Below are 25,102 nucleotides of genomic sequence, written 5' to 3'. Positions count from 1 at the left end.
CATCGCGGGCAAGCGCGCTCCTACAGATTCGCCACCCATTCAGTCCTTCTTGGAAACCAGCGACAAGTCGATGAACCAGCTTTGCGGCTGGACCACACCGGTGACTTTTGGCGAGATCGCGCGCGGGCCGACGTCATGGGCCACGAACAGGAACGGCACTTCATCGACGATGGCCGCATGCAGCTTGCCGGACGCTTCGTCCAGGGCTTTGGGGTCAAACGAGTTGCGCACGGTGGTGATCAGCTTCTCGACCTCAGGCGAGGCGAAATAGCCCCAGTTGTTGGAAACCGGCGGGAAGGCCTTTTCGCTGGAGAAACGCACCATGCCAAAGTACGGGTCCATGACCGCCGCGCTTACGTTGATCGCATTGGCCCCCTGGGCCGCAGGGTCCTTGGCACCCAGACGCCAGCCGCTGAACAGTGTGTTCCATTCCGTCACCGCGATGTCCACGTCGAAATAGCAGCCCTTGAGGCTTTGCTGGATGTATTCGTTCATCGGCAACGGCTGCATCTGCCCGGAGCCGGACGCCGACGTCAGCACCTTGACCTTGACCGGGTGATCCTTGCTGAAACCGGCGTCAGCCATGAGTTTCTGCGCAGCGGCCTGGTCGTACTTGATCTTGAACGCCGGATTGCCGTACCACGGCGAATCCTTCTCGTAGATGCCGGTGGCTTCCTGCATGAAGCCACCCAGATAAGCCTTCAGCTCGCTGCGGTCCAGACACAGGTTGGCAGCCTGACGCACACGCTTGTCCAGCCACGGTGAACCGGGGGCGAACGAGAACTGCCACGGCCACAGATGCGGCTGGCCATTGGCGTAGATCTTGAAGTCCTTGCTTTTCAGCTGGTCGATGGCATCCGGCGCAGGTGCTTCGATCCAGTCCACCTGACCGGACAACAGCGCCGCCGTGCGGGCGTTCGCTTCGGGCAGCGGAATCAGCACCACGTGGTCCACCCGAGGAACTCGCTTGGGGTCCCAGTAACCGGCGTTCTTATCCAGCACCAACTCCTGGCGCGGCACCATGCGGTCCATTTTGAAAGGTCCGGTGCCCACCGAGTGGCTGGCGAATGCCGTCCATGCCTGTTTCGAACGCTCGGCCGGATCGGTCGTAGTCGCTGGCACAGCAGCGAAATCCTTCTGCCAGGCCGTTGGCGACGCCATAAACAGGTTGGTCAGATTATAGGGCAGCACGGCGTCGGGTTCGCTGGTGGTCAACTCAACCGTCAGGTCATCGACTTTGCGCGCGCTGCGCAGGGTCGGCATACGGGACACCGTCACGCCGATCTGCCCGGGTGCGTATTGCGGCGCCTGCTTGTCGAGGACCTTATTCACGTTCCACACCACCGAATCTGCGTTGAACGCCGAGCCGTCATGGAATTTCACGCCGGGACGCAATTTGAAGGTCCATTTGGTGTGGTCATCGGGATTGACCGCCCATTCGGTTGCAAGTCCCGGTATCAGGGTGCTGGGTTTATCGCTCTGGGACAGGTCCCACTCCACCAGCGCATCAAACATGGTGATCCCGGTAAAACGGTTGCCCTCATACCCCTGATCCGGCTGGCCGTGAGTCAACGGGATGTCGGCGGCCGTCATGGCAACGCGCAAGGTAGTTTCGGCCATGGCGGCCAGTGGCGAAAACGCTGCGACGGCAACGGAGCAGGCCAGTGCCAGTCGGGTAAGACAACGTGCGCGGGGTTCGGAAGCATGCGTCATGGCGGATTTCCCATCAGTCAGGTAAGCAGAACTGACAAGGCCCAACGCAATGCCCATACCAACTTTTTTACTTCATCGCGCCGCCGCTTGCGGCGCGCGGCAAAGATCATTTATTTCAATAGCTTGGATCCGAGGAACAGGTAGCAAAAATTTCTACCCAAACGATTGGGTAGTGTTGCGCGCCGGTTCATGCAATCTTTTGGTACGCACTGCTTCATCGTGGCGCAAATGGCTCCGCTCATCGTCCATCCAGGGCCGGGTTTGTGGGGCGGCCCGCGTTGATGCGAGCATTGCGCCCTGCTCATCCGCATTTCAGGCACCCCCATGAACAGACGCCCGGCTACGCTTCGCGGTATCGCCCAACAGCTCAATATTCATGTCTCAACGGTGTCGCGGGTGCTCAACGGCACGCTGGATCATGCCGGTCGTGCGGCGTCCAAAGAAACTATCGAGCGTATCCGCAATCTGGCCGCCAGCCTTGATTACCAACCCAATACTCATGCCCGAACCCTAAAGACGCGTGATAGCCGGGAAATTGGTGTGCTGGTACCGAGGCTGTCGGACATCGTGCTGGCCACGATCTACGAAGGGATCGACGAAGCCGCCAGTGCCATGGGCTACACCTCATTTGTCGCCAACACACTGGACCTCCCCGAACGCCAGCGCGAGCGTGCAGAACGGGCGCTGGCGCGTAACGTTGCCGGGCTGATCATCAGTGACGTGCATGCAACCAGCGAACCCGGATTTCTCGAAGAGCTTGAAGCGCGGCAGGTGCCATTCGTGCTCGTCAGTCGCAGGCGCGGCGATCATTACTCGGTCACCTCGGACGACGAAATGGGTGGCCGACTGGTGGCAGAACACCTATTCGCCCAAGGCCATACCCGAGTGGCCGTGATTGCCGGTGAAGCCCATAGCAGCAACGCCCGTGAGCGCACGGCAAGTTTCCTCCAGTTTTACCGGGAACAAGGTATCGACATCAGCGCCGAGCGCGTTATCACGGGTCGTTTCGACACCCTGACCGGTTTCGACAGCGGTGAGATTCTGCTCGCCCACCCCGAGCCGCCAACGGCTATTTTCGCCGTCAACGATTTCCTCGCCATCGGGTTGTTTGGTGCCCTGCGCAAACGGGGTCTGGTGGTCGGACGCGACATCGCGGTAGTGGGCTATAACGACACGCCTCTCGCCGAACACCTGCAACTGACCAGCATCGCCACCAGTATGCATGCCCAGGGCGTTCGCGCCGTTGAAACACTGCTGCGACGCATTGCCGGCGAGCCGGCTCAGTCCCATCGATTCCCGGCCCGATTGAACGTGCGCGCCAGCAGCCTGTGCCGCCCAACGTGACTGACCATCATGCTGGCAGTGGTCAGACTCAGGCCTTGGCAATTTCCGGCACGAGCAACCATTCGGCACTGTCATTCCAGACATCCATGCGGGTGATCTTGCCGTCACGCACTTCGAAGCGATCCAGATAACGATTACCCGAGAAGCTGCGGCCATCCGGCCATTCGCCGTACAGCGTCCCGTTGGAATACACCACGGTGTGATCGCCCCGGTCCATCCAGTCGAAATTGCCCAGAGCCTTCTTGACCCAGGCGTAGCGTGAGCCATTGAACGCAGTGATCGCCTGTGGGTTGGCCATCGCTCGGCCGCCGGTAAACGTGATCTTCACATCGTCACTCATGAACGTCGCGGCGCGGACCGGATCCGGCGCCATGGAAGCCTCAAGAAAATTGCTAACAATCTGTACGTCTTTGTTGATATCAACCATCGCTGTAACTCCTGACTCAAGAAATATCCGTTGACCGGGAATGCCTCTGCTTGGTGCGAACCGCTTTGTTTTGGCGCGTAGAAATCAGGTTTTATCGGCGCTATTAGCCGTTTTGGGGGCGGTAACGACTGGCATCCTACTTGCTAGCAATAAATATGCAACTGCTAGCAATCAGGAGAATAAACATGGCCAACCGGCTTCCAAACCTGCAACGTCTGCTGTTCCCCGTGGCTGCGGCAGTCACACTCACTGTGGCTATGTTCGGTGCCGCACAAGCGGCCGAACCACCCATCAAAGTCGGCTTGGTGGCGGCGCTGTCGGGTCAGTCGGCCAAGTCCGGCGAAGCCCTGACGCGTGGCCTGACCATGGCCATCAATGAAGTCAACGCCAGCGGCGGCGTGCTTGGGCGCCAGCTGGAGTTGGTGCGTCGTGACGACGAAAGCAACCCGTCCAAGGGCATGCTCGCCGCCCGCGAACTGGTCCAGCGCGAAAAAGTCACCGTGCTGTTTGGTGGCCTCGACACACCGGTTTCTCTGGCCATCGTGCCGCTGGCCAATCAGATGAAAGTCCCGTTCATGGGCATCTGGGCTGCGGGTACAAAAATCACCGAAAACGGTGCAGCAGATAATTATGTGTTCCGGGTCTCGGCAGTCGATGAACTGGTGGACGAAGCGCTGGTGAAATACGGCGTCGACAACGGCATGAAAAAGCCTGGGATGATCCTCATCAATAATCCGTGGGGCGAATCCAACGAGGCAGGCTTCAAGCGCGCCTTGGAAAAACGCGGCCTGACCAACGCCGGCGTCGAACGCATCCAGGACAGCGATCTTGATGTCGTGCCGCAACTGACCCGCTTGAAAGACGCAGGTGCCGACACCCTGCTGATGGTCGGCAACGTAGGGCCTTCGGCGCAGGTCGTGAAATCTCTGGACCGTATGGGTTGGGACGTGCCGGTGGTGTCTCACTGGGGTCCGGCCGGTGGTCGATTCGGCGAGCTGGCCGGGCCGAACGCGTCTCGGGTTCACTTCATACAGACCTACGTGTTCACCGAGCACAACAGCGCCAAGGGCGATGCCCTGCTCGCGTCATTGAAAACCGCTTACCCACAGATCAAGACCCTGGCGGACGTCACCCCTGCCGTAGGCATCGCCAATGCTTACGACGCGTTGCATCTGGCTGTTCAGGCCATCGAAAAAGCCGGCAGCACTGACGGCCCGGCCGTACGCGACGGTTTCTATGCCATCAGCGACTACGACGGTTTGATCAAGCACTACAAGCAGCCGTTCAGCGCCACCAAACATGATGCGCTGGGCCCTGACGACTACATCTTCACGCACTTCGTCAACGATCAGATCGTACCGCTCAAGCCGCAGGAGTAAGCGATGTTCACCGCCGCCATCATCACCGGGCTCGGCCTGGGCAGCATGTACGCGTTACTGGCGTTGGGTTTCCACCTGACCTACGTCGTCTCGCGCACCGTCAACTTTGCCCAGGGCAGCGCCATGATGGTCGGTGCGGTGCTGGGCTACACCTTTTGCATCACCTGGGGCTGGTCGCTGTGGCTGGCCCTGCCGCTGACGTTGATCCTCTGCGCGCTCTATGGCCTGGCGATCGAGCGCTGGCTGGTGCGGCCGTTCCACAGTCGGGGCTCACAGGCCTGGCTGATGGCGACGGTGGCTGGCGGCATTCTGGTGGACAACCTGGCGTTGTTCACCTTCGGCAAGGAGCCTCGCCAGTTCGAGAGCAGCCTGCTGAACATGAACGTCGAGTTGTTCGGCAGCAACATCGGTGCCCTGCAATTGCTGATTCCCCTGGCGGGGGCGTCGATTGCACTGGCGTTGTATCTGGTGCGGCGTTACACCCGGCTGGGCAAGGTGCTCGAAGCCTGCGTGCAGAACCCACGCGCAGCGATGCTGATGGGCATCAACGTCAATCGCGTGGTCGCGATTGCCTTTGCTATTTCCACGGTATTCGCGGCGGTGGCGGGCTTGTTGATCGCGCCACTGTTCAGCGTCAACGCCGAGATGGGCATGTTGTTCGGCCTCAAAGCGTTTGCGGTGGCGATTCTCGGCGGCATCAGCAGCGCAGGCGGCGTGTTCGCTGCCGGGCTGCTGTTCGGTCTGGCTGAAGCGCTGATCACCTTGTACTTCGGCTCTGCATTCACCCAGATATTTACGTTTGCGCTGGTCATTCTGGCGCTGGCGATTCGTCCCAACGGTCTGTTCGGCCGCCAGGCATTGGTAAAAGTATGAAAAACATCAAAACCCTGGCCGCTCCGATATTCATTGCCTTGCTCGCTCTGGCCTGCGGCGTGATGGCATTCACCCTCGACAGCTACTCATTACTGGTGTTCACCCTCTGCGCCCTGGCAGCGGTGGTCGGTGTCGGCCTGAATATTCTGATTGGCTTGAGTGGACAGATCTCCTTCGGCCATATCGCCTTCTACGCCATCGGCGCCTATGTCTCTGCGCTGTTGACCCTGGCGGGCTGGCCTTTATGGCTTGCCCTGCCAGCGGCAGGTGCGGTCGCGGGGCTGATTGGCGCGCTGTTGGCGATCCCCGCACTTAGGGTCAGCGGCCCCTATCTGGCGATGATCACCATTGCTTTTGCGTTTGTGGTGCATCACAGCCTGATCGAATGGCGGGATGTGACGGGCGGGTCCAACGGGTTGATGGGTATCCCGCTGCCGGAATTCGCCGGGCTCGATCCGACGATTCTGCTCGCCCTGCTAGCCGCCGCGCTGATGATCGGCGCGCTGTTGTTCTACCAGCGCCTGAGCCACAGCAGTTGGGGAAAGGCCATGCGCGCCGTGAAAGCCTCGGAAATCGCGGCTCGCTCGCTGGGCTTCAACCCAGTCATCAGTAAAACCCTGGCGTTCGCTCTGTCGGCAGCCTTGACCGGGATGGCGGGCGGTTTGCTGGCGCCGCTGTTGATGTTCATCAACCCGGAATCCTTTCCGTTCTCCCAGTCCATTCTGTTTGTGCTCGCGGTGATTGTCGGCGGCAGCGGCATGCTGTTCGGGCCGCTGATCGGCGCGCTGTTGATCGTGCTGGTGCCGGAACTGTTGTCGGATTTTGCCGAATACCGCTTGCTGATTTTTTCCGTGCTGCTGCTCTTGGTGCTGTGGATCGCGCCCAATGGTTTGCTGGGCGCCCTCGCCCGCCGCTGGATCAAACCGGCGCGCCTGCTGCCACCGACGCAGATCAATCAGGAGCGCATCGCCGCTCACCTACGCAGCCGTGGCCCGTCGTCTGGTTTGCGGGTGACGGATATCGGCATTCGCTTCGGCGGTGTGCAGGCAGCCCAACACGTCAGCCTGCATGCACCGGCTGGCAGTATCACTAGCATCATCGGCCCTAACGGCGCGGGGAAAACCACCGTTCTGAATATGATCAGCGGGTTTTACGCGCCCGACAGCGGCCAGATTGAGTTGCAACAGCCGTTGGCGGGGCTGCCCGCCTGGAAAAGCGCCCGGGCCGGTATCGCCCGCACCTATCAAACCACCCTGCTGTTCGGCGAAATGTCGGTGCTCGACAACCTGCTGGTGGCGATGCAGAAGGGTCGCCTGGGTCAGCCGTTCAGTCTTGCGTCTGAAGCCCGGCGCACCTTGGCGCTGGACCTGCTGGCACTGGTGGGCTATCGCGGCGAAGTGAACATCGCCGCCGAAGATTTACCCCACGTGGATCGCCGCCTGGTGGAAATCGCCCGGGCTTTGGCCACCGCGCCTGCAGTGTTATTGCTGGATGAACCGGCCGCGGGCCTCAGTCGTCGCGACACCGATGATCTGGCGGTGCTGCTGCGCAAGTTGGCGGACTTTGGCCTCACAGTAATTCTGGTGGAGCACGACATGGCGCTGGTGATGTCGGTGTCCGAGCACTTGTTGGTGCTCGACGCGGGCAAGCCGATTGCGTCCGGCCCGCCGGATGAAATACGCCAGAACCCGCAGGTGATCGCGGCGTATCTGGGGGGCACCGACTATCAGGCCACGCCCCGCCCGCAGGACTGGGATGGCAGCCGCGATGCGCGTCTGTACGTTAAGGATCTGGTTATCGACTATGGCGCGTCAGCGGTGGTCGACAAGGTCAGCCTTGTGGTCAACCCCGGCGAGCTGGTGGCGATTCTTGGCGCAAACGGCGCCGGTAAATCGAGCATCCTGCAGTGCCTCGCGGGCCTGCATCGCGCCAGCAGCGGCAGCATCCTGCTGGACAACGAAAATATCGAACACGCCAACGCCAGCACCATTGCCGCAAAAGGTCTGGCGCTGGTGCCGGAAGGTCGTCAGGTGTTCCCTTACTTGAGCGTGCGCGACAACCTGTTGCTTGGAGGTTATTCGCGCCGAGAAGCCTTCGATGCCGACGCGGAAATCGAGGCCATCCTCACGCGCTTCCCGCGCCTGCGTGATCGCATCGACAACCCGGCAGGCCTGCTTTCCGGTGGCGAACAGCAAATGGTCGCGGTGGGTCGCGGCCTGATGGCCAAGCCAAAAATCTTGCTGCTGGATGAACCTTCGCTCGGCTTGTCGCCGTCCATGATCGGCGAGTTGTACGACGCACTGGCGGCGTTGCGCGATGAAGGCGTGACGATTTTGCTGGTGGATCAAATGGCCAATCTGGCGCTGCAAGTGGCCGATCGCGCATACGTGCTGGAAACCGGGACCATCGTCAAAGCTGCCAGTGCAGCCGAGTTGCGCGGCGACAAAGAACTGGCTGCGGCTTATCTGGGTGAAGGAGTCAGCGTATGAACGCCTTGAAAATCATCAATGCGCGGCTTGGCGACGACGATCATCAGGCCGAGCTGTACGTGGAGAACGGCTACTTCGTCGCTGCATTGAGTCCGGCGGTGATCCAGTGCGAGACCCTTGATCTGCAGGGCCGGCTTGTCATGCCCGGCTTGATCGAAACGCACATCCATCTCGACAAGGCTTGCATCATGCAGCGCTGCCACTTGCAGGAAGGCACGCTGGCCGAAGCGGTTGCCCAGACCCGGGCGGCGAAGGCCGAGTTCACCGAAGACGATGTTTATCGGCGCGGCGCCCAAGTGCTGGACAAGGCGATCGTGCAAGGCACTACGCACATGCGCACCCATGTCGAGCTGGACCCGCAGATCGGCTTGACCGGCTTCAATGCCATTCGCCGCTTGCAGGCTGACTATGCCTGGGCAATCAGCCTGGAAATCTGCGTCTTTCCGCAGGAGGGTCTGCTGAACAATCCGGGGACTGAAGCGCTGTTGTGTCAGGCGCTGGAAAGCGGCGCCACTGTCCTCGGCGGCTGCCCGTACATGGACAGCGACCCGCTTGGGCAGATCCAGCGCCTGTTCGAGCTGGCGGCGCGTTACGACTGCGATCTGGACCTGCACTTGGATTTCGACCTGAACCCCGAAGGCATGACCGTCATGGAGGTCGCACGCTGCACGCGGCTGCATGGCTGGGGCGGACGCGTGACCATTGGCCATGTGACCAAGCTGTCGACGTTGCCCAAGGAGGCACTGACGGAAATTGCGCTGCACCTGGCCGAAGTGGGCGTTCAGGTGACGTGCCTGCCCAGCACTGATCTGTTTTTAATGGGCCGCGAGGCGTTTCACAACAAGCCCCGGGGGCTCGCGCCACTGGCGCATCTGCAGGCGTGCGGCGTGACTTGTTCGGTGTCGACCAACAACATCGGCAATCCGTTTACGCCCTACGGCGATGCATCGCTTATCCGCCAGGCCAATCTGTTCGCCAACGTCAGTCAGATGGGCACGGCGGGGGAACTGCTGCAATGCCTGGCCTGGGTCTCAAGCGAGTCGGCACGCCTGCTGAGACTGACCGATTACGGCCTGCTGCCCGGCTGCCGCGCCGACTTCATCGTCTTCGACGCGCCCTCGCCTGCATCCGTGATCGCCGAGATTAGCGCTCCGTTGATGGGGTTCAAGGGGGGAAGGCAAACGTTCAGCCGGCCTGTGGGGAAGTTGTTCAAGCCGTAGGGTATCTCGGGGTGTCACGACGACGAGGCACCGGTCGGCAACCTAGAGAAAGGGACATTCCGCTTTTGATTCTGGCCGGAGGCCGTGGGAGTTGGCTTGCCGACGATCTACCGCGCAGCGGTAGCAAATCCTAAGAATGCTATATGTCTGACACACCGAGGCGCTAGGTTTAGGAGGGCCGCTCCGCGGCCCATCGTCGACAAGTCAACTCCCACGCCCTTCGGGCAGAAGCAGATATGCGGTGCCCATCGCATCAACGACTTGTTTCATTCACTCAACGCCTGCTTGAGGTTGAACTCCTCGGACACGCGCTCTTCCAGCGCCAGCTGGCCTTCCATTTCGTCCAGGTGTTCAAGCATGACCGCCACAGCCCTGGCGTTATCGCCTTTTTCAAGCGAGGTGATGATTTCCTGGTGTTCATCCGACGCGCAGGACGGCACGTCATTGCGCTGATACAGCGCCACGATCAATGAGCTGCGCACCATCAAGTTGGAGAGGATGTCGCTGAGCACCGCGTTGCCGCTGATGTCGCCAAGCAGCAGGTGGAACTCGCTCAGTTCCCGAACGATGGCGCGTCGATCGGTATCGCTGGTGGCTTTGCGTTCGTTGTTCATATGGGTGGCCATGCGCTGGCGGTGTTTGCGCATCGCGGCCGGGGTGATGGCGTCGACAATCGCCCGTTCAATGGCTCGACGGGCGCTGAAAATATCTCGCGCTTCCTTTGCCGTTGGCTGAGCCACCATGGCGCCGCGATTGGCTTCGATGGTCACCACTTTTTGCATCGCCAACCGCTGTAGCGCTACCTGCACATGATTGCGGTTGGCCTGCAGGGTTTCGACAATGTGGGCTTCGACCAACCGGGTTCCGGGCGGCAGACGATGCTGGGCAATAGCCTTAAACAGCGCATCGGCGATACGTTGCACCTCAAGCTGTTTGGCGGTGACAGTGCTCAAGCCCATCCTTTCCTCTGTTGTCCAGAAAGCCTCATGCCAACTCGCAAAACTGCGGATGGCGGGCAATCGGCGGCATTATCCGCCAGCCGCCTGCACCCGGCAAATACCGGTTCAATGCTCAGCCGCCTGGCCGAGACTCGTGCCCTCGCCTCGCGGGTCATGCATGGCGCTGCGCACACCCTCGGCGTCAATGGCAATGATCCCCGCGTGGCCCGTCAAAGGGCTGCGGGCAGCTATGGTCTCCACTTCATGCCCCAGCGCCGCCAGCCCCTGGACCGTCGCGGCGCTCATGTCGCCCTCCAGCTTGAGATTGTCAGTGCTGTCGAAAAAGCTGCGGCCCAACAAAAAGCGCGGGGTTTGCAGCGCCAGGTCGATTGGCTGCTGGTAGTCGATCAGCTGAGTCGCCAGGACCATCTGGGTTTGCGGTTGACCATCGCCGCCCTGAGTGCCGAAGAACCAGCGTCTGCCATCGTCTGCCAGGTAGCAGGACGGGTTGAGCGTGTGCGCCGGACGCTTGCCCGGAGCCCAGCCGTTGACGTGTTCAGGGTTGGCGTTAAAGCCCGCCGCGCGGTTCTGCCACAGCACACCGGTGTCACCCAGAATGCAGCCCGAACCGAAGTCATGAAACAGGCTCTGGATCAGGCAGGCTGTCCGGCCCTGGGCATCGGTCGCGGCCATCCAGGCGGTATCGGCGGGACGTCCCGGCTCATTCCACGGCGATGCACGCTGGTCATCGATCGCTTCGGCGTAATGCCTGATTTTTTCGTCGTCGAGATTGGCTGCAAAATCCCAGGGTTGGGTCAGGGGGTCGCACAACTGCTCATTACGCAGCAGCAGGCCCTGTTTGATGGCCTCAACCAGATAGTGGTAGTAAAGCGCGCTGCCGTTGCCGACCTGCGCCAGTGGCTTGTGTTGCAGTACGGCCATGGCCTGCAAGGTGTAAAGGCCCTGGCATGGCGGCGCCACGTTGTAGAGTCGGCCTTGACGGTAACGCACCGAAACGGGGGCAGTTTCGTGTGCTTGCGTAGCGGCCAGATCCGCTGTGGTCAAGCCGCAACCGAGCTGATCAAATGCTGCGCCGAAGGCCTGGGCCAGCTCGCCGTTGTAGAAATCCTCGACACCGTGTTTTGCCAGATGACGCAGGGTGTTGGCCAACTCTGGCTGACGCAGCGTATCGCCCTCGCGCAGCCAGCGCCCATCGGTTTTGCACAGACGATGCAGGTCGGGCAGTTGCTCGATGAGCGGCTGACGCAGGGTCTGCCAAAACAGATGGGATTGGGAAATCGCAATGCCAGCATCCGCCACGCTTGCGGCGTCTTCCAACAGATCAGCCCAACCCAGCTTTGAGCCCCATTCGTGCCGACTGATGTTCGCCGCAGTCTGCCAACTGGCCATCGCGCCCGCCGTGCTGGCGACAGACGCCGAACCTCGCAAGCTGATGGTTCCGCCCTCAGGCAAGCGCTGACCGGCGTGCCCAATCCCCACGATGGTGCGCACCTTGCGGTCGTGGATCATCCATAGGGCATCCCCGCCCAGGCCTGTCATGTGTGGAAACACAGCTGCCAGCATCGCGCTGGCGGCCAACATCGCGTCAATGGCAGTGCCGCCTGCTTCGAGAATGCGCATGCCTGCGGCACTGGCTTGGGCATGAGGCGTACAAATCACGGCACGACTGGAGGTAGCGATCATGGTTTCAGGACCCTGGCTTTGCTAGCTATCTATAAATTTATTGTTAGCAAAGCAATATGTATGCCTCCTGTTTGATGTCGCGTCCGCGATGCGCGCGCGTCGGTGTACCGGTAAACGCCCATGTTCGAGCGCGCGGGACGCAGCCGAAAGGTCATTGCCTCCTTCAGCCATTTTGCCGGTGCTTTGTCGACGCTGGCCGCCAGTCAGGTGATCGCCACGCTGCCCACCTTCGCCGCCACCACTTATGCACGCATGATGAACCTGACGGTTTGCCCGGTGCCGTTGGCGGTACCCTCATTCCGGTGCTTTACGGTCTGGGACAACATCAGGCACAACGAGGCCCACCATCTATGGCTTGGTCAGTTCATCAGTGATGTGGTGCATGTGTCGTAAAACAGCGAACCGGCGACCGGCCGGATGGGGTCGATCAAGGTCAGTCTGCGGATGATAAGCTCACCCAAAGCGGCCGCTCTGCGGGCTAAAATTCTGGAGCAGCGATGGCTGGCGAACCGAAAAGTGAAGTGTTGGAAGGCTCGTGCCACTGCGGGAAGGTACGCATCGTACTGTCCCAACCACCGAGTCACACCATCAAATGCAACTGCTCGATCTGTATTCGGCTGGGAGCGCTGTGGGCTCATTACGAGGCTGCAATGGTGAGTATTGAAGGGCATCCGCAGAACACGTCGGCGTATGTCTGGGGTCGAGAAACGCTGAAGACGATCCGATGCAAAACCTGCGGATGCGCCACTCACTGGGAAGCTCTTACGCCGCAGGCTGGCGCCGAGATTGGTGTGAACATGAATAACTTTGATCAGCAACTTATCCGGGACACCCCAGTAAGAGTCTTTGATGGTGCAAACACATGGGCTTATCTGGACTAAGTTTGCTTCAGTCCATCCTCACCTTCTGAAGAGGCCATTGCTGGTCATCTCTACTCAATAAACAGTGTCTCAGGACACCCATTCCACCGTCTGCAACATCCGCCGGTACGGAGAGTGCGGTTCGCTCATTTCTTTATGGATCGTAGCGATCAGACATTCGAGAAACTTTTCGGCGGCTGGCCGCAACGGCTGGCCACTTCTGCTGATCGCACCCACCAGGGCGTTTCCGACCGGCTCTCGCAGTGGCAGGGAGCACAGGCCTTCGCGCTGGGCACACACTTCGACCAACGGCCACGGAAAGACGCTGAGCATGTCGGTCTCGCGCAGCAGGCTGAGCATGATGGAGAGCGAATGCGCGAAATGCACATGCCCTGGTGCAACGAACTCTCCGTCATTGGGCGTCGAGAGAATCCAGTCCGCAAATGCCAACTCATCCAGTGAACGACAATCTGCCAGCGGATGCCCTCGCCTCGCTACCACGGCGCAATCGGCGGTGAACAGCGGGACATAATTGAGATCGACATTGGAGCATTGGCTGTCCAGCCGGCCAATGAACAGATCCAGACTGGCATCGCGCAGACGCGGATAAGCAATCGATGACAACCCCTCGTGCAGCTCCAGTTGCACATGCGGGAAGCGCTCACGAAAACTCACCGTCACCTGAGGAAGCAAGGTCATTGCAAGCCATGGCGTCACCGCCACCGCGAGACGGCCCGTCAGTTCGCCTTTGCAGTCAGCCACCACATGACTGGCGCTGACCATCTGCGCAACCAGCAACCGCGCCTGCACCAGCAAGCGCTTGCCTGCTTCAGTGAGGTCGATGCCGGAGGTATTGCGCACCAGCAGTTGCAGCGAGGTCTCGGTTTCCAGCTTTTGGATAGCCTTGGTCACGGCCGCCGGCGATGTATCCAGTCGTTTTGCAGCGCCTCGAATACTGCCCGCCTCGGCCACTGCCACCAACGCATTGAGCTGATAGAACTTCATGATGTCCGCCTGTTAACCCTGGGTTGCCGCGTTCAGTGCCGTTTGCCTTTGTGGCCGTTGCCCTACGGCCTATGCTCAAGCCATGCCCGTGAGGCACCCGCACCACAACGAAGCGCCCTGCTCCACGCTAAAGCGGGTGAGCAAGGCATGTGGGGCGCCGCACGCCCAACCGTTTGTTCGCCGGTCAAGCAACAGACTGACTATGGAAGATTCTTGCCAATGCCGCACGTGACCCGCCAATTACTGCCGATCGAAGCCGATATGCGTGAATTACGTCAGCGCATCCACGCCAATCCGGAACTCGGCTATCAGGAATATGCCACCAGTGAGCTGGTCGCCGAACGCCTGCTGGCATGGGGCTACGAGGTGCACCGGGGACTCGCGGAAACCGCAGTGATTGGTACCCTTAAAAAGGGTAGCAGCTCGCGGATACTAGGGCTGCGCGCGGACATGGATGCACTGCCGATTTTGGAAAAGACCGGCCTGCCCTACGCCAGCAAAGTACCTGGAAAGATGCATGCCTGCGGGCACGACGGCCACACCACTATGCTGCTCGCTGCGGCCAGAGTACTGGCCCATGACAGCGCGTTCGACGGCACCGTGAGACTGATTTTTCAACCGGCCGAAGAGGGCCTGGCCGGGGCACGCCGAATGATCAGGGAGGGAATGCTGGAGCAGTTCCCGTGCGACGCTCTGTTTGCCATGCACAACATGCCCGGCTACCCGCAAGGCAAGCTGGGGTTTCGTGCCGGTCCCTTCATGGCATCGGCGGATCAAATCACGGTGACCGTCCAGGGCCATGGCGGTCACGGCGCGATGCCCCACCAATGCGTGGATCCGGTGGTGGTCTGTGCAAGCATCATCATGGCGTTGCAGACCATCGTCTCGCGCAACGTGTCGCCGCAGGAGATGAGCGTGATTACGGTGGGCGCCATCACTGCAGGCAAGGCGTCCAACGTCATACCCGACAGCGCAGAAATGCTGATCTCGGTGCGCGCGCTGAACAATGCCGTGCGTGATCGACTTGAAGCGCAGATCAAGCGTTTGATTCACGCTCAAGCCGATGCATTCGGCGCCACTGCCGAGGTCCACTACAGTGCCGATTACCCGTTGCTGGTCAATGATCCTGCCATGACCGAATTCGCCACTCAGGTGGCAATCGACTGGCTCGGAGAAGAAGAGGTACTGACCGACATTGCGCCCTTCAACGGCAGTGAAGACTTCGCCTGGTTCCTCCGTGAACGTCCCGGCTGTTATCTGATCATCGGTAACGGCGAGGGTGAGAAGAGTTGCATGATTCATGACCCCCGTTATGACTTCAACGATGACAACCTGATGCGCGGTGCTGGCTACTGGATCAAGCTGACTGAGGCCTTTTTGTCAGTGCGTGATCAATGATTTCCCATTCCAACTGACCCTTGATGAGGCTTCTATGCTCCGACTGAACCTGCAATGTGCTGCCCTTCTCACCGGGTTGTTAATGGCCACAACGAGTCAGGCTGCCAGCGTGATCCGCTTTGGCGTCGACCCCAGCTATCCGCCCTTCGAACAAAAGGAACCCGACGGCTCGCTCAGCGGTTTCGATATCGACCTGGGCAATGCGTTGTGCGCGCAGATCAAAGTGCGCTGCGTCTGGGTCGAGCAAAATTTCGACGGCATGATTCCCGCTCTCAAGGCGCAGAAATTCGACGGAATTCTCTCGGCGTTCAGCGATACGGAGGCCCGCCGTAAACAGGTGGACTTCAGCCAGCGCCTCTACGTGGCACCCTCCTCGCTGATCGCAAAAAAAGGCTCCGGACTGTTGCCGACGGCGACTGCACTCAAGGGCAAATCGGTGGGTGTCGTTCAGGGTTCGCTTCAAGAGAGCTACGCCAAATCCGAGTGGGCGCCGTCCGGGGCAATCGTCCAGTCTTATCAGACGCAGGATCAGGTGTTCATGGATCTGATATCCGGACGTCTGGATGGATCTTTCCAGGCATCCGTACAAGGTGACATCGGCCTGTTGCAAAAAGACCAGGGCAAAGACTTTGCTTTCGCAGGCGAGCCCATCACCGACAAGAGCATCATTGGTAACGGTGTGGCGATTGGTATTCGCAAGGATGACACTGCCCTGCGCGACAAGATAAACGCGGCGATCGTCGCGCTGCGTCAATCGGGTGAGTACGACCGCATCGCCAAAAAATACTTTGCCTACGACGTATACGGTGAGTAAGGCCATGACAGCATTCGCACCCACCGACGGGGATTTCAAAGCCTGCGAATTGGGCGACGCCGCCCGGCACTTTTTCCTTGAACACGGCGCGCTGTGCATCCGTGGCGCATTGACCACTCAACAGGTTGATCAACTGAAAACTGGCATCGAGCAGAACCTTGCACACCCCAGCCCTCGGGCCAAAGTGGCGAGCAGTGCCGATGATCCGGGCTGGTTTTTTGAGGACTTTTGCAACTGGCAGGACAATGAGCAATACCGCGACGTGATCCATGAGTCAGCCTTGCCCGCGATTGCCCAGCGCCTGTTGGGCAGCAAGCAAATACGGCTTTATCACGATCACCTATTGGTCAAGGAACCCAACACGCGGCAACGCACACCCTGGCATCAGGATCAGCCGTACTACAACATCACGGGCGCTGACACGATCAGCTTCTGGATTCCGGTCGATCCCGTTGCGCAGGCCTCGACGCTTGAGTTCGTGGCCGGTTCTCACAAAGGGCCGTGGCTCATGCCCCGATCCTTCATGGACAACCAGGCCAAATGGTTCGCCGAAGGCACGCTTGCCGATCTTCCGAACATCGAGGAACACCGTGAAGATTTCCCGATTCTAGGCTGGGCCTTACAGCCGGGGGATCTGGTGTGCTTCAACATGCTCACGCTCCACGCTTCTGCGGGCGTGGGCGGTGATCAGCGACGCCGTGCGTTTTCAGTACGCATGCTCGGTGACGATGTGCGTCATGCGCCAAGGCCTTGGGTTACGTCGCCCGAATTTCCCGGATTGCGAGAAAGCCTGGCCGAAGGCGCCGTCATGGACGACCCTCGTTTCCCAGTGATCTACCCCAATCAAGCGGGCCCTGGTCGGTAGGTTCGAAGTGTGTTGGGGGCCAGGGCATTCATTTGCAATTGAAATAACACCCCGTAGATCACCGAGCACTTTGCGCAAGAACCGCTGCAAAGTTGGGGTGAAGCCATGGGGCGTTACCTATCAGAAATCGGCAGGAAGGGATTCTTTCAGCCATTTTTCCGACATCTTGTTCAACGTTCCATCAGCCTTGGCAGCTGCAACGATGCCGTTGACCTTGTCTTTGAGAGCTGTTTCGTCCTTGCCCAAACCGACGTAGCAACCGGAGTCCTTGAGCTTGAACTTGAGCAAGGGTGGACGGTGCGGGTTCTGATCAGCAATCACTGCCATGGTGGAGTTACCGCTGGCGATCAGGTCAACCTGATTGGCCAGGAATGCGGCGATGGTGGTGTTGTTGTCTTCAAACCGTTTGATCGTGGTGCCCGGTGGCGCGACCTTGGAGACTTCAATATCTTCCAGGGCGCCGCGGCTCAAACCGATGGATTTGCCGTCCAGATCGGCAGCTTTGCTGACTTCCACTTCCTTGGGTCCATAGACGCCCATGTAGAACGGCGCGTACTTGCTACTGAAGCCGATCACTTCCTCGCGCTCAGGGGTTTTGCCCAGGCTTGAGATGACCAGATCCACTTTGCCTGTGGTCAGGAATGGAATTCGGTTGGCAGACGTGACCGGCGTCAGGACCAGCTTGACGCCAAGCTTGTCGGCAATCAATTGGGCCATATCGATATCCAGACCGCGCGGCTTCATGTCCGTCCCGACGGAACCAAAGGGAGGAAAGTCCTGGGGGACCGCTACTTTCAACACACCCCTGCTGCTGATATCAGACAACCCGTCAGCGTGAGCAAATGGCATGGCTGCACAGGCAGCACTGGCGAACACGGCGCTCAGCAGACTACGACGAAATAGGTTCATGGCTTCTCTCAAAAGTATCTAAACAAAGGACGGCTTGAAGCCTGCGAACCTGGCAACGACAGAGGTCGTATACCCGGAGGCGTAGCTGCGGCAGGGATGAATCAAAGGAGGCAAAAAGGAAGGCTTCTCTTAACGGAGGTCATGCTCTTGCCGGTGATGTGGCTCAAGCTGCCTGGGCGATCCGGTGCACCGTGCATCTGTGTCGCTGCCCTCAGGGGCTGACCCTATGGCTGTTAGCGCAATGGTCATGGCGGGAATCCACCAAACCCAAGAATGTAGGTTTTGACCCGAAAGAGACAACGTTTTATTTCTTGTTCGCAGTAAAAAGCTGACGACGACGGGTGCTTGCGGTGGCGCCACGCTGCCAAATCAGGCCTGGAAAAAGCGCTCATTCGTATGAACGTTTCGCCCTGGCGATTGATCTCAACCACTCTGCCAAAGTGCTTTCAGAGCCTTTACGCAAAGCGGGCGCGCAGACCATCGCAGTCACAGGAGCCATTTGATGTTTCACGCTATGTTCAGCACACCTTGCTTATATGTGATCATTCGGTTCATCTGGCCCATGCCATGGCCCCTGCCCGCCAGGTTAGCCGGTGCGCTACTGCTGTTGGCCGCCTCGCAGTATCACCTGTATGCAAAGTTCTCCTCCGGCAGTGTGTTTTCACCGGAATTCCCGAAGGCGGTGGTGATATTTTTCAACTGGGCGTTTGGCGCAATATTGCTGATCGCCGTCCTGCAGATTGTCGTCGACCTGGGCACATTGTTGACCATGCTGGTTCGTCGACAATGGCTGACCATACCCCCCACGCTGCGTTATGCCATTGGAACCGTGGCCCTGCTGCTGGCGGCCATTGGCGTACATCAGGCGGTGCGCGTGCCGCCGGTGAAAGACATCGAAGTGGCCATCAAAAACCTGCCACCACAATTTGACGGCTACACCGTATTGCAACTGACCGACATGCACATCAGCAAACTGTTCGACGAGCCGTGGGCGCGAGCCGTGGTGGAGCGCTCGAATTCGCTGGGCGTGGATCTGATCCTGATCACCGGCGACTTGATCGACGGCCCGATCAGCGCTCGCACGAAGGATGTGGAGCCATTGCGGGACCTACACGCCCCCGATGGGGTGTATGTGATTCCAGGCAACCACGAGTACTTTTTCGACAATGAGGCGTGGATGCAGTACTTCGCCTCTCTGGGCATGAAACGCATGACTAACAGCCACTCGTTGATCGAGCGCGACGGCGCACAGTTAATCCTCGCCGGTGTCACGGACCTGAGCGCGCCGCGTGCCGGCTTGCCTGGTCCGGACCTGAAACAGGCTTTGGCCGGGGCGCCCGGCAATACGCCGATCATCTTGCTCGACCACCAACCGCGCAATGCTCGCCAAGCTGCCAGCCAAGGCGTGAGTTTGCAGTTATCCGGCCATACCCACGGCGGCATGATTCGTCCTCTGGACCTGATCATCGCCCGAGCCAACGAGGGTTTCGTTTCCGGCTTCTATGACGTCGATGGCATGCAACTTTACGTTAACAACGGCACAGCACTTTGGCCCGGTTTCGCCCTGCGTCTGGGCGTACCTTCAGAACTGACGCGAATCACGCTCAGACGGGCTGCGGAGCCGGGTTAAAGTTGAAGTCAGCCGACACTTGGTTACAGGGTGATTCTTAACACTGCGATCAGAGCCGAATTAAAAACGGGCCGTGGTTGCAGCGACATGTCTGAGGCACCCAGGCCTGTTGCGACGTGCACATTGAGTCAATCAGGCTTGTTACAACATGTTACGCCGTTGCAAAATGCGCAAAACGACAACACGGTCAGGCTCTGCCTGGGCCTTTTCAGGGTTCTCGACCTGGCTAATCAACGCCCCTGTTCAATCGATTTATGAGAAGCGTACATGGACATACAACCTCCTCAGGTGAAGAAAAAAAAGAAACGAAAACACCGTCCGAGTGTTGCTATCGGATTGTGGATCATCAAGCGACTGGAGAAATTCATCAGTCGCCACTCTGCTGTAGGCAATACCCCATTCCTGGATAACGCGTTGTTTCCCTGGACGCAGACACTTGAAGCCAAGTGGCCAGTCATCGTGGAAGAGTTAAGCGACTTGCTGAAAGACAGGGAAAGCATCCCCAACTTTCAAGACATTTCAAAAGACCAGCGCAGCCTGACTCAGGACGATCAGTGGAAGACGTTCTTTCTGCATGGCTATGGCTACAAGATGGAAGCCAATTGCTTGAAGTGCCCGCAAACCAGTCAACTGGTGGAATCGATCCCGGGCATGTTCACGGCGTTCTTCTCCATACTCAGCCCCGGAAAACACATACCTCCTCACCGTGGCCCTTACAACGGTCTGTTGCGCACGCACTTGGGACTGGTTATTCCGGAACCCCGGCAAAATTGCAGGATCATGGTGGGTGATGAAGTCCGCCATTGGGAGAAAGGCCAGTGCCTTATCTTCGATGACACTTACCGTCATCAGGTCTGGAATGACACCGACGGCATCCGTGTCGTGCTGTTTCTGGACGTTCAGCGGCCACTGGACCTACCCGGACGAGTACTTAACCGGATCGTACTTAAATTGATCCAGTGGTCGCCCTTCATCCAGGACGCCCGGAAAAACCATCGCGCGTGGGAACAGGGCTTGTTGAAGTAATGCCGGAGACGATTGTTTCATCTGGCGCAAAACAGCTTTGCATAACGGTAGCTGGCTAACCAAATAGCTGAATGCTAGTTTTCGTCAGTCGAATCCGCCGATTCGATGATGCATGTCAAGGTCGCCATCCCGTCTGAGATAACGGGATAGCGGCCTTTTTTATTGGCGCGCTATTCTGAGATCCCCTCACCGTTCATCGCCGATTACTGTTCTTTATAAAATTTTTCCGCGCCCCGATACGTCACAGATGAAGAGTTGGCGAATAGGCCAACGCTTTTACCTTTCAGTTACTTGTGACCATGAGGCTAACTATATGAATAAGAAATTAAGTTACGTGTTCGCGATGGCCGGACTCACGTGCGTGTTGTCACTGCCGGTAATGGCGGCAACAAGTGCCAGCCCAAGTGATAACTCGGGTAGCAGCATGAGCAATTCATCATCGTCTTCGGACGCCAAGTCTTCCGGTTCCGAAAAATCCTCCGAGCCAAGTGGCACTAACGGTGCAAATACCAACGGCACTGCGCTTCCAGGCTCCGGTGGCGAAGCTGGCAGTGGCGGTAACTCAAGCCCAGGCAACAAAACGCCGTCCGGTGCCGGATCAAGCTCGCAAAGCACGGGTGGCTAACCCCCCACGCTGAGTTCTGCCTGCGGCAATTGCACCGCTGCATCGGCCTGACCAGACCCGGGATCTGCCAAACCCGGGTCAGGTTTCGCAGCCAGCCCCGCCTCACAACAGCGTCGCCCCAGGCCACTGGGATTTTTCTACCAACTCACGGACGACATCCCGGATCACCACCCGCACCGCCAATGCTGCAGGCGAGAGTTCGTCGTCGGGCAGGCTTGCCAACAGATTGCGCCGCATCAAGTCCCGGTCATGAATTTGCACCACACACAACCCCGAATCGACCGAACGTGCCGCCGCTGCCCCGGGCTGCAAAGTCGCTGCGATGCCGTGCCTGACAACGTCCATCAACGTCGCAAGCCCATCGATCTCCATGACGACGTTCATGTGCATGCCAGCGGCTTCAAAGGCATTGGCAAGCGTAGATCTCAAGCCGTGGCTGCTGCTGGGCAGTACAAGCGCAATGTCCCTGATCTGCCCAAGACTCAGACTGTCTCCAGGCGGAACGCCGGGGAATCCTGGCGCATGCAACAGGGTCACGGCCTCATCCAGCAACGGGATCAGCGTCCAGCGCCGAGCGATGTCAGCCTGAAACACCACGGCCAAATCCAGTTGTCGGGCGTTGAGCTGACTCGCCAGATAGCCGGACAGCATCTCCACCAAATGCAACTGGATATCGGGATAACGGGCACGCATTGCTTCGATCAACGGCAGCGCCAGGACACTGGCGGTGGTTGGCGCCAGACCGACACTGACATAGCCGCGCATGCGTCCGCGCTGCGCCGCCTGAATGGCAGCGTCGGCCTGGCGCAAGGTCAATTGGGCGTGATGCAGAAACGCTAAGCCTGCGGCGGTCGGGCTCACGCCGGTCGAGGTGCGATTGAGCAAGCGCGTGGCGAGCTCGTCCTCAAGCTTGCTCATCTGCTGGCTCAAGGCAGAAGTGCCAACATTGAGTTCGAGCGCCGCGCGACCCAGGCTGGTCATCTCGACCACTTTGACGAAATAGCGAAGTTGACGCAGTTCCACAGCGCTTCCTTGAGAGGGACCAGCGCCAAGCTTCGGCGCTAGCGGGCAGACTTGCAAGCGGCTGGGGACGCCTCGAATACACAGTTCCTCGCGACGACTTGCCCCTTTACTAAAACTAAACCCCCCACCTTGGAAACCGCCTTTCGCACTGCCCTGCGCCCCTTTACCGTGAGCTCACCCGCCAGCAGCAACCTGATCCCGCTGCCGGTGAATCAAGGAGCAATGATGATTGACGTTTTGGTGATAGGCGGCGGTAACGCGGCACTGTGCGCTGCGTTGATGGCACGCGAGGCCGGCGCCAGCGTGATGCTGCTGGAAGGCTCACCGAAGATCTGGCGCGGCGGCAATTCGCAACACACCCGCAACTTGCGGTGCATGCACGATGCACCTCAGGACGTCTTGATCCAGGCCTATCCGGAAGAAGAATACTGGCAAGACCTGCTCAAAGTGACCGGCGGGCTTACCGACGAAAAGCTGGCGCGCATCGCCATTCGCGCTTCATCTACTTGCCGCGACTGGATGCGCTCCCACGGCGTGCACTTTCAGCCGCCGCTGTCTGGCGCACTGCACGTGGCGCGCACCAACGCGTTTTTCATGGGCGGCGGCAAAGCCTTGATCAACGCCTATTTTCGCAGCGCTGAACGCCTGGGCATCAAGATTCGCTACGACGCTCAGGTCACTGATATCGAGCTTAAGGATGGGCGATTTATCGCCGCACATATCGGCCAGCGCGAGGTGAACGGACAGCATCTGCCCGCAGAACGAATTCAGGCACGCGCCTGCGTCATGGCCGCCGGGGGTTTCGAGTCCAACCGCGAATGGTTGCGCGAAGCCTGGGGCCAGAACGAGCGCGGCGAATGGCCTTCGGACAATTTCCTGATTCGCGGTACACGCTTCAATACCGGAGTGTTGCTGCGGCGCATGCAGGATTTGGGCGCCGACATCATCGGCGACCCGACCCAGGCCCACATGGTCGCCATCGATGCTCGCGCCCCGCTGTATGACGGCGGTATCTGCACCCGAATCGATTGCGTCTCGCTAGGGGTGGTGGTCAATCGCGATGGCGTGCGCTTCTATGATGAGGGCGAGGATTTCTGGCCCAAGCGCTATGCCATCTGGGGTCGGCTGGTGGCGGGTCAGCCCAATCAGCAGGCGTACTCGATCATCGATCAGCAAGCGATCGGCCGCTTCATGCCGCCGGTTTTTCCGGGGACCAAGGCCGATACGCTGAAAGAACTGGCACGGTTGCTCGATCTTCCAGAAGCCACCTTCGTAAAAACCGTCGAGGACTATAACCGGGCCTGTCAGGTCGGCACGTTTGACCACACCGCACTCGATGACTGCCACACCGAAGGGCTGACTCCAGCGAAGACTCACTGGGCGCGCCCTTTGGTCAAACCACCGTTCTACGCGTATCCGCTCAAACCCGGCGTGACCTTCACCTACCTGGGCCTTGCGACGGATGAAACCGCTGCCGTGCATTTCCAGGGCAAGCCCAGTCCCAACCTGTTCGTGGCCGGGGAAATGATGGCCGGCAATGTGCTGGGCAAGGGTTACACCGCTGGCATCGGCATGGCCATCGGCACCGCGTTTGGCCGCATTGCCGGGGTGCAGGCAGCCGCCAGCGCCGGGTTCAGTCCTTCTTTTGCCAACACGGAAACTCGACATGCAACTGTTTGATCCTCAGGCACCCAGCGCTTTGATCCCGGTTCTCAATCTGCAGGAAAGCGAAGTCGAGCGACAGATGACCATCTGCAACGCATGCCGCTACTGCGAAGGGTTTTGCGCAGTTTTCCCCGCCATGACCCGGCGGCTGGAGTTCGGTCAGGCCGATATCCACTATCTGGCGAACCTGTGCCACAACTGCGGCGCCTGCCTGTCAGCATGCCAATACGCGGCGCCTCACGAATTCGCAGTCAATGTGCCCAAGGCCATGGCCAAAGTGCGTCTGGACACCTACGCCGAATACGCCTGGCCGCAAGCGCTGGGCAAACTTTACCAACGCAACGGCCTGACCCTGGCGTTGGCGTCCGGTGGTGGTCTGGCGCTGTTTTTGTGCTTGACGCTGATGATCATGGGCAACCTGTTTACACCCATGCCAGGCGGCAATTTCTACGGGATCTTCCCGCACAACACGCTGGCCTTGATGTTCGGCGCGGTGTTTGGCTTTGCGGTGCTTTCGTTGGGCATTGGCGTCAGACGTTTCTGGCGCAATGTTTCGCCCGGGCAAGCGCCGATGCCCCTCAAGGCCAGCGCTGCGCTGGAAGCCACGGCGAACATCGCGCAGCTCAAATATCTGGACGGCGGCCACGGGGAAGGCTGCAACAATGCCGATGACGAGTTCACCCTGTGGCGTCGTCGCTTCCACCACCTCACGTTCTACGGTTTCATGCTGTGCTTTGCCGCCACCGGCACCGCTACGCTTTACCACTACCTGCTGGGCTGGTCAGCGCCCTACCCGGTGTTCAGCCTGCCGGTGATGCTCGGCATCTTCGGAGGCATCGGCCTGCTCATCGGCCCGGCCGGGTTGCTGTGGATGAACCTGCGCCGTAACCCCGAGCAAGGCGATGAAAAACAGAAACCCATGGATCGCGGTTTTATTGCCCTGTTGCTGCTCGTGAGCGCCAGTGGTCTGGCCCTGCTCGCCTTCCGTGAGGGCACCGCGCTGGGCCTGCTGCTCGCTGTGCATCTTGGACTGGTGATGGGGTTTTTCCTGACCATGCCCTACAGCAAGTTCGCCCACGGGATTTTCCGCAGCGCCGCTTTGCTCAAATACGCCATCGAAAAACGCCAAGCCAATCCGATCAATGCGGGCAGCGACTGAGCCGCACTGCGTCGATTTCATTTCATTCCTATAACA

The 25,102-nt window shown here is 59.4% G+C and carries 22 protein-coding genes; 15 read left to right on the top strand and 7 right to left on the bottom strand.

Features of this window, described 5'->3' with window-relative positions; genetic code table 11:
* Nucleotides 1-39 precede the first annotated feature (39 nt).
* The gene (locus tag ACWKV9_RS12795; protein WP_483836480.1) at nt 40-1,713 is read right to left on the bottom strand and encodes an ABC transporter substrate-binding protein; all 1,674 of its coding nucleotides are present in this window, start codon (nt 1,711-1,713) and stop codon (nt 40-42) included.
* A gap of 324 nt (nt 1,714-2,037) precedes the next feature.
* Here ACWKV9_RS12795 and ACWKV9_RS12790 point away from each other — a divergent pair, with 324 nt between their 5' ends.
* On the top strand, nt 2,038-3,057 hold the full coding sequence (locus ACWKV9_RS12790) for a LacI family DNA-binding transcriptional regulator (protein ID WP_483836479.1): 1,020 nt from the start codon (nt 2,038-2,040) through the stop codon (nt 3,055-3,057).
* Between the two features lie 28 nt (nt 3,058-3,085).
* Here ACWKV9_RS12790 and ACWKV9_RS12785 read toward each other — a convergent pair whose 3' ends face one another.
* Nucleotides 3,086-3,484, bottom strand: a complete 399-nt coding sequence (locus tag ACWKV9_RS12785; RefSeq protein ID WP_483836478.1) for a nuclear transport factor 2 family protein — start codon at nt 3,482-3,484, stop codon at nt 3,086-3,088.
* Between the two features lie 185 nt (nt 3,485-3,669).
* Between ACWKV9_RS12785 and ACWKV9_RS12780 the strand changes: the two genes are divergently transcribed.
* The 4 genes from ACWKV9_RS12780 to ACWKV9_RS12765 are packed head-to-tail and all read left to right on the top strand — an operon-like array spanning nt 3,670 to nt 9,445.
* Nucleotides 3,670-4,863, top strand: a complete 1,194-nt coding sequence (locus ACWKV9_RS12780; protein ID WP_483836477.1) for an ABC transporter substrate-binding protein — start codon at nt 3,670-3,672, stop codon at nt 4,861-4,863.
* Between the two features lie 3 nt (nt 4,864-4,866).
* Nucleotides 4,867-5,736 carry a branched-chain amino acid ABC transporter permease gene (locus ACWKV9_RS12775; RefSeq protein ID WP_483836476.1) on the top strand — a complete coding sequence of 290 codons (870 nt, stop codon included), beginning with the start codon at nt 4,867-4,869 and terminating at the stop codon, nt 5,734-5,736.
* Nucleotides 5,733-8,225 (top strand): branched-chain amino acid ABC transporter ATP-binding protein/permease, encoded by a 2,493-nt coding sequence (locus tag ACWKV9_RS12770; protein WP_483836475.1) that lies wholly within the window; start codon nt 5,733-5,735, stop codon nt 8,223-8,225. The genes ACWKV9_RS12775 and ACWKV9_RS12770 overlap by 4 nt, the downstream gene beginning before the upstream one ends.
* Nucleotides 8,222-9,445, top strand: coding sequence for an amidohydrolase family protein (locus tag ACWKV9_RS12765; RefSeq protein WP_483836474.1), 1,224 nt, complete (start codon nt 8,222-8,224; stop codon nt 9,443-9,445). Before ACWKV9_RS12770 ends, ACWKV9_RS12765 begins: the two co-directional genes overlap by 4 nt.
* Nucleotides 9,446-9,711: 266 nt before the next feature.
* Here ACWKV9_RS12765 and ACWKV9_RS12760 read toward each other — a convergent pair whose 3' ends face one another.
* Entirely contained in the window at nt 9,712-10,404 is a 693-nt protein-coding gene (locus tag ACWKV9_RS12760; protein ID WP_483836473.1) for a GntR family transcriptional regulator, read from the bottom strand.
* 105 nt (nt 10,405-10,509) lie between these two features.
* The gene (locus tag ACWKV9_RS12755; RefSeq protein ID WP_483836472.1) at nt 10,510-12,087 is read right to left on the bottom strand and encodes a gamma-glutamyltransferase family protein; all 1,578 of its coding nucleotides are present in this window, start codon (nt 12,085-12,087) and stop codon (nt 10,510-10,512) included.
* A gap of 120 nt (nt 12,088-12,207) precedes the next feature.
* On the opposite strand from ACWKV9_RS12755, the gene ACWKV9_RS12750 reads away from it, so the two are divergent.
* Nucleotides 12,208-12,480 (top strand): type 2 periplasmic-binding domain-containing protein, encoded by a 273-nt coding sequence (locus ACWKV9_RS12750; protein WP_483836471.1) that lies wholly within the window; start codon nt 12,208-12,210, stop codon nt 12,478-12,480.
* 104 nt (nt 12,481-12,584) lie between these two features.
* A complete protein-coding gene (locus tag ACWKV9_RS12745; RefSeq protein WP_483836470.1) occupies nt 12,585-12,968 on the top strand; it encodes a GFA family protein in 384 nt (127 codons plus the stop codon).
* A gap of 69 nt (nt 12,969-13,037) precedes the next feature.
* On the opposite strand, the gene ACWKV9_RS12740 is transcribed toward ACWKV9_RS12745, so the two are convergent.
* Nucleotides 13,038-13,952: a LysR family transcriptional regulator gene (locus tag ACWKV9_RS12740; protein ID WP_483836469.1), complete on the bottom strand. Its 915-nt coding sequence runs from the start codon at nt 13,950-13,952 to the stop codon at nt 13,038-13,040.
* A gap of 219 nt (nt 13,953-14,171) precedes the next feature.
* On the opposite strand from ACWKV9_RS12740, the gene ACWKV9_RS12735 reads away from it, so the two are divergent.
* From ACWKV9_RS12735 to ACWKV9_RS12725, 3 genes are read left to right on the top strand one after another with little or no spacing between them, the layout of a single operon-like run.
* Complete coding sequence (locus ACWKV9_RS12735; RefSeq protein ID WP_483836468.1) at nt 14,172-15,350, top strand: M20 aminoacylase family protein; 1,179 nt, start codon at nt 14,172-14,174, stop codon at nt 15,348-15,350.
* A 34-nt stretch (nt 15,351-15,384) separates the two neighbouring features.
* A complete protein-coding gene (locus ACWKV9_RS12730; RefSeq protein ID WP_483836467.1) occupies nt 15,385-16,164 on the top strand; it encodes an ABC transporter substrate-binding protein in 780 nt (259 codons plus the stop codon).
* Between the two features lie 4 nt (nt 16,165-16,168).
* Nucleotides 16,169-17,029 (top strand): phytanoyl-CoA dioxygenase family protein, encoded by an 861-nt coding sequence (locus tag ACWKV9_RS12725; protein ID WP_483836466.1) that lies wholly within the window; start codon nt 16,169-16,171, stop codon nt 17,027-17,029.
* 120 nt (nt 17,030-17,149) lie between these two features.
* Here the strand turns inward: ACWKV9_RS12725 and ACWKV9_RS12720 are convergent, their stop codons facing one another.
* The gene (locus ACWKV9_RS12720) at nt 17,150-17,938 is read right to left on the bottom strand and encodes a transporter substrate-binding domain-containing protein (RefSeq protein ID WP_483836465.1); all 789 of its coding nucleotides are present in this window, start codon (nt 17,936-17,938) and stop codon (nt 17,150-17,152) included.
* 502 nt (nt 17,939-18,440) lie between these two features.
* On the opposite strand from ACWKV9_RS12720, the gene ACWKV9_RS12715 reads away from it, so the two are divergent.
* From ACWKV9_RS12715 to ACWKV9_RS12705, 3 genes are all read left to right on the top strand, one after another.
* Nucleotides 18,441-19,568: a metallophosphoesterase gene (locus ACWKV9_RS12715; protein WP_483836464.1), complete on the top strand. Its 1,128-nt coding sequence runs from the start codon at nt 18,441-18,443 to the stop codon at nt 19,566-19,568.
* 267 nt (nt 19,569-19,835) lie between these two features.
* The gene (locus tag ACWKV9_RS12710; protein WP_483836463.1) at nt 19,836-20,594 is read left to right on the top strand and encodes an aspartyl/asparaginyl beta-hydroxylase domain-containing protein; all 759 of its coding nucleotides are present in this window, start codon (nt 19,836-19,838) and stop codon (nt 20,592-20,594) included.
* Between the two features lie 313 nt (nt 20,595-20,907).
* Nucleotides 20,908-21,219 carry a hypothetical protein gene (locus ACWKV9_RS12705; RefSeq protein WP_483836462.1) on the top strand — a complete coding sequence of 104 codons (312 nt, stop codon included), beginning with the start codon at nt 20,908-20,910 and terminating at the stop codon, nt 21,217-21,219.
* Between the two features lie 102 nt (nt 21,220-21,321).
* Here the strand turns inward: ACWKV9_RS12705 and ACWKV9_RS12700 are convergent, their stop codons facing one another.
* On the bottom strand, nt 21,322-22,242 hold the full coding sequence (locus ACWKV9_RS12700) for a LysR family transcriptional regulator (RefSeq protein WP_483836461.1): 921 nt from the start codon (nt 22,240-22,242) through the stop codon (nt 21,322-21,324).
* 225 nt (nt 22,243-22,467) lie between these two features.
* On the opposite strand from ACWKV9_RS12700, the gene tcuA reads away from it, so the two are divergent.
* Together tcuA and tcuB are read left to right on the top strand one after the other, a co-directional pair.
* Nucleotides 22,468-23,922 (top strand): FAD-dependent tricarballylate dehydrogenase TcuA, encoded by a 1,455-nt coding sequence (tcuA, locus tag ACWKV9_RS12695; RefSeq protein ID WP_483836460.1) that lies wholly within the window; start codon nt 22,468-22,470, stop codon nt 23,920-23,922.
* Complete coding sequence (gene tcuB, locus ACWKV9_RS12690; RefSeq protein WP_483836459.1) at nt 23,909-25,066, top strand: tricarballylate utilization 4Fe-4S protein TcuB; 1,158 nt, start codon at nt 23,909-23,911, stop codon at nt 25,064-25,066. Before tcuA ends, tcuB begins: the two co-directional genes overlap by 14 nt.
* Nucleotides 25,067-25,102: the final 36 nt, after the last annotated feature.

The sequence above is a fragment of the Pseudomonas corni genome, assembly GCF_057128765.1.
Note: the sequence above shows the minus strand (reverse complement) of the source record. Positions and strands in the feature narration are given on the sequence as shown.

Bases quoted from the DNA above. Each gene is read 5' to 3' on its own strand.
- ACWKV9_RS12795 (WP_483836480.1), bottom strand. From the start codon at position 1,713: ATGACGCATGCTTCCGAACCCCGCGCACGTTGTCTTACCCGACTGGCA.
- ACWKV9_RS12790 (WP_483836479.1), top strand. From the start codon at position 2,038: ATGAACAGACGCCCGGCTACGCTTCGCGGTATCGCCCAACAGCTCAAT.
- ACWKV9_RS12785 (WP_483836478.1), bottom strand. From the start codon at position 3,484: ATGGTTGATATCAACAAAGACGTACAGATTGTTAGCAATTTTCTTGAG.
- ACWKV9_RS12780 (WP_483836477.1), top strand. From the start codon at position 3,670: ATGGCCAACCGGCTTCCAAACCTGCAACGTCTGCTGTTCCCCGTGGCT.
- ACWKV9_RS12775 (WP_483836476.1), top strand. From the start codon at position 4,867: ATGTTCACCGCCGCCATCATCACCGGGCTCGGCCTGGGCAGCATGTAC.
- ACWKV9_RS12770 (WP_483836475.1), top strand. From the start codon at position 5,733: ATGAAAAACATCAAAACCCTGGCCGCTCCGATATTCATTGCCTTGCTC.
- ACWKV9_RS12765 (WP_483836474.1), top strand. From the start codon at position 8,222: ATGAACGCCTTGAAAATCATCAATGCGCGGCTTGGCGACGACGATCAT.
- ACWKV9_RS12760 (WP_483836473.1), bottom strand. From the start codon at position 10,404: ATGGGCTTGAGCACTGTCACCGCCAAACAGCTTGAGGTGCAACGTATC.
- ACWKV9_RS12755 (WP_483836472.1), bottom strand. From the start codon at position 12,087: ATGATCGCTACCTCCAGTCGTGCCGTGATTTGTACGCCTCATGCCCAA.
- ACWKV9_RS12750 (WP_483836471.1), top strand. From the start codon at position 12,208: ATGTTCGAGCGCGCGGGACGCAGCCGAAAGGTCATTGCCTCCTTCAGC.
- ACWKV9_RS12745 (WP_483836470.1), top strand. From the start codon at position 12,585: ATGGCTGGCGAACCGAAAAGTGAAGTGTTGGAAGGCTCGTGCCACTGC.
- ACWKV9_RS12740 (WP_483836469.1), bottom strand. From the start codon at position 13,952: ATGAAGTTCTATCAGCTCAATGCGTTGGTGGCAGTGGCCGAGGCGGGC.
- ACWKV9_RS12735 (WP_483836468.1), top strand. From the start codon at position 14,172: ATGCCGCACGTGACCCGCCAATTACTGCCGATCGAAGCCGATATGCGT.
- ACWKV9_RS12730 (WP_483836467.1), top strand. From the start codon at position 15,385: ATGCTCCGACTGAACCTGCAATGTGCTGCCCTTCTCACCGGGTTGTTA.
- ACWKV9_RS12725 (WP_483836466.1), top strand. From the start codon at position 16,169: ATGACAGCATTCGCACCCACCGACGGGGATTTCAAAGCCTGCGAATTG.
- ACWKV9_RS12720 (WP_483836465.1), bottom strand. From the start codon at position 17,938: ATGAACCTATTTCGTCGTAGTCTGCTGAGCGCCGTGTTCGCCAGTGCT.
- ACWKV9_RS12715 (WP_483836464.1), top strand. From the start codon at position 18,441: ATGTTTCACGCTATGTTCAGCACACCTTGCTTATATGTGATCATTCGG.
- ACWKV9_RS12710 (WP_483836463.1), top strand. From the start codon at position 19,836: ATGGACATACAACCTCCTCAGGTGAAGAAAAAAAAGAAACGAAAACAC.
- ACWKV9_RS12705 (WP_483836462.1), top strand. From the start codon at position 20,908: ATGAATAAGAAATTAAGTTACGTGTTCGCGATGGCCGGACTCACGTGC.
- tcuA (WP_483836460.1), top strand. From the start codon at position 22,468: ATGATTGACGTTTTGGTGATAGGCGGCGGTAACGCGGCACTGTGCGCT.
- tcuB (WP_483836459.1), top strand. From the start codon at position 23,909: ATGCAACTGTTTGATCCTCAGGCACCCAGCGCTTTGATCCCGGTTCTC.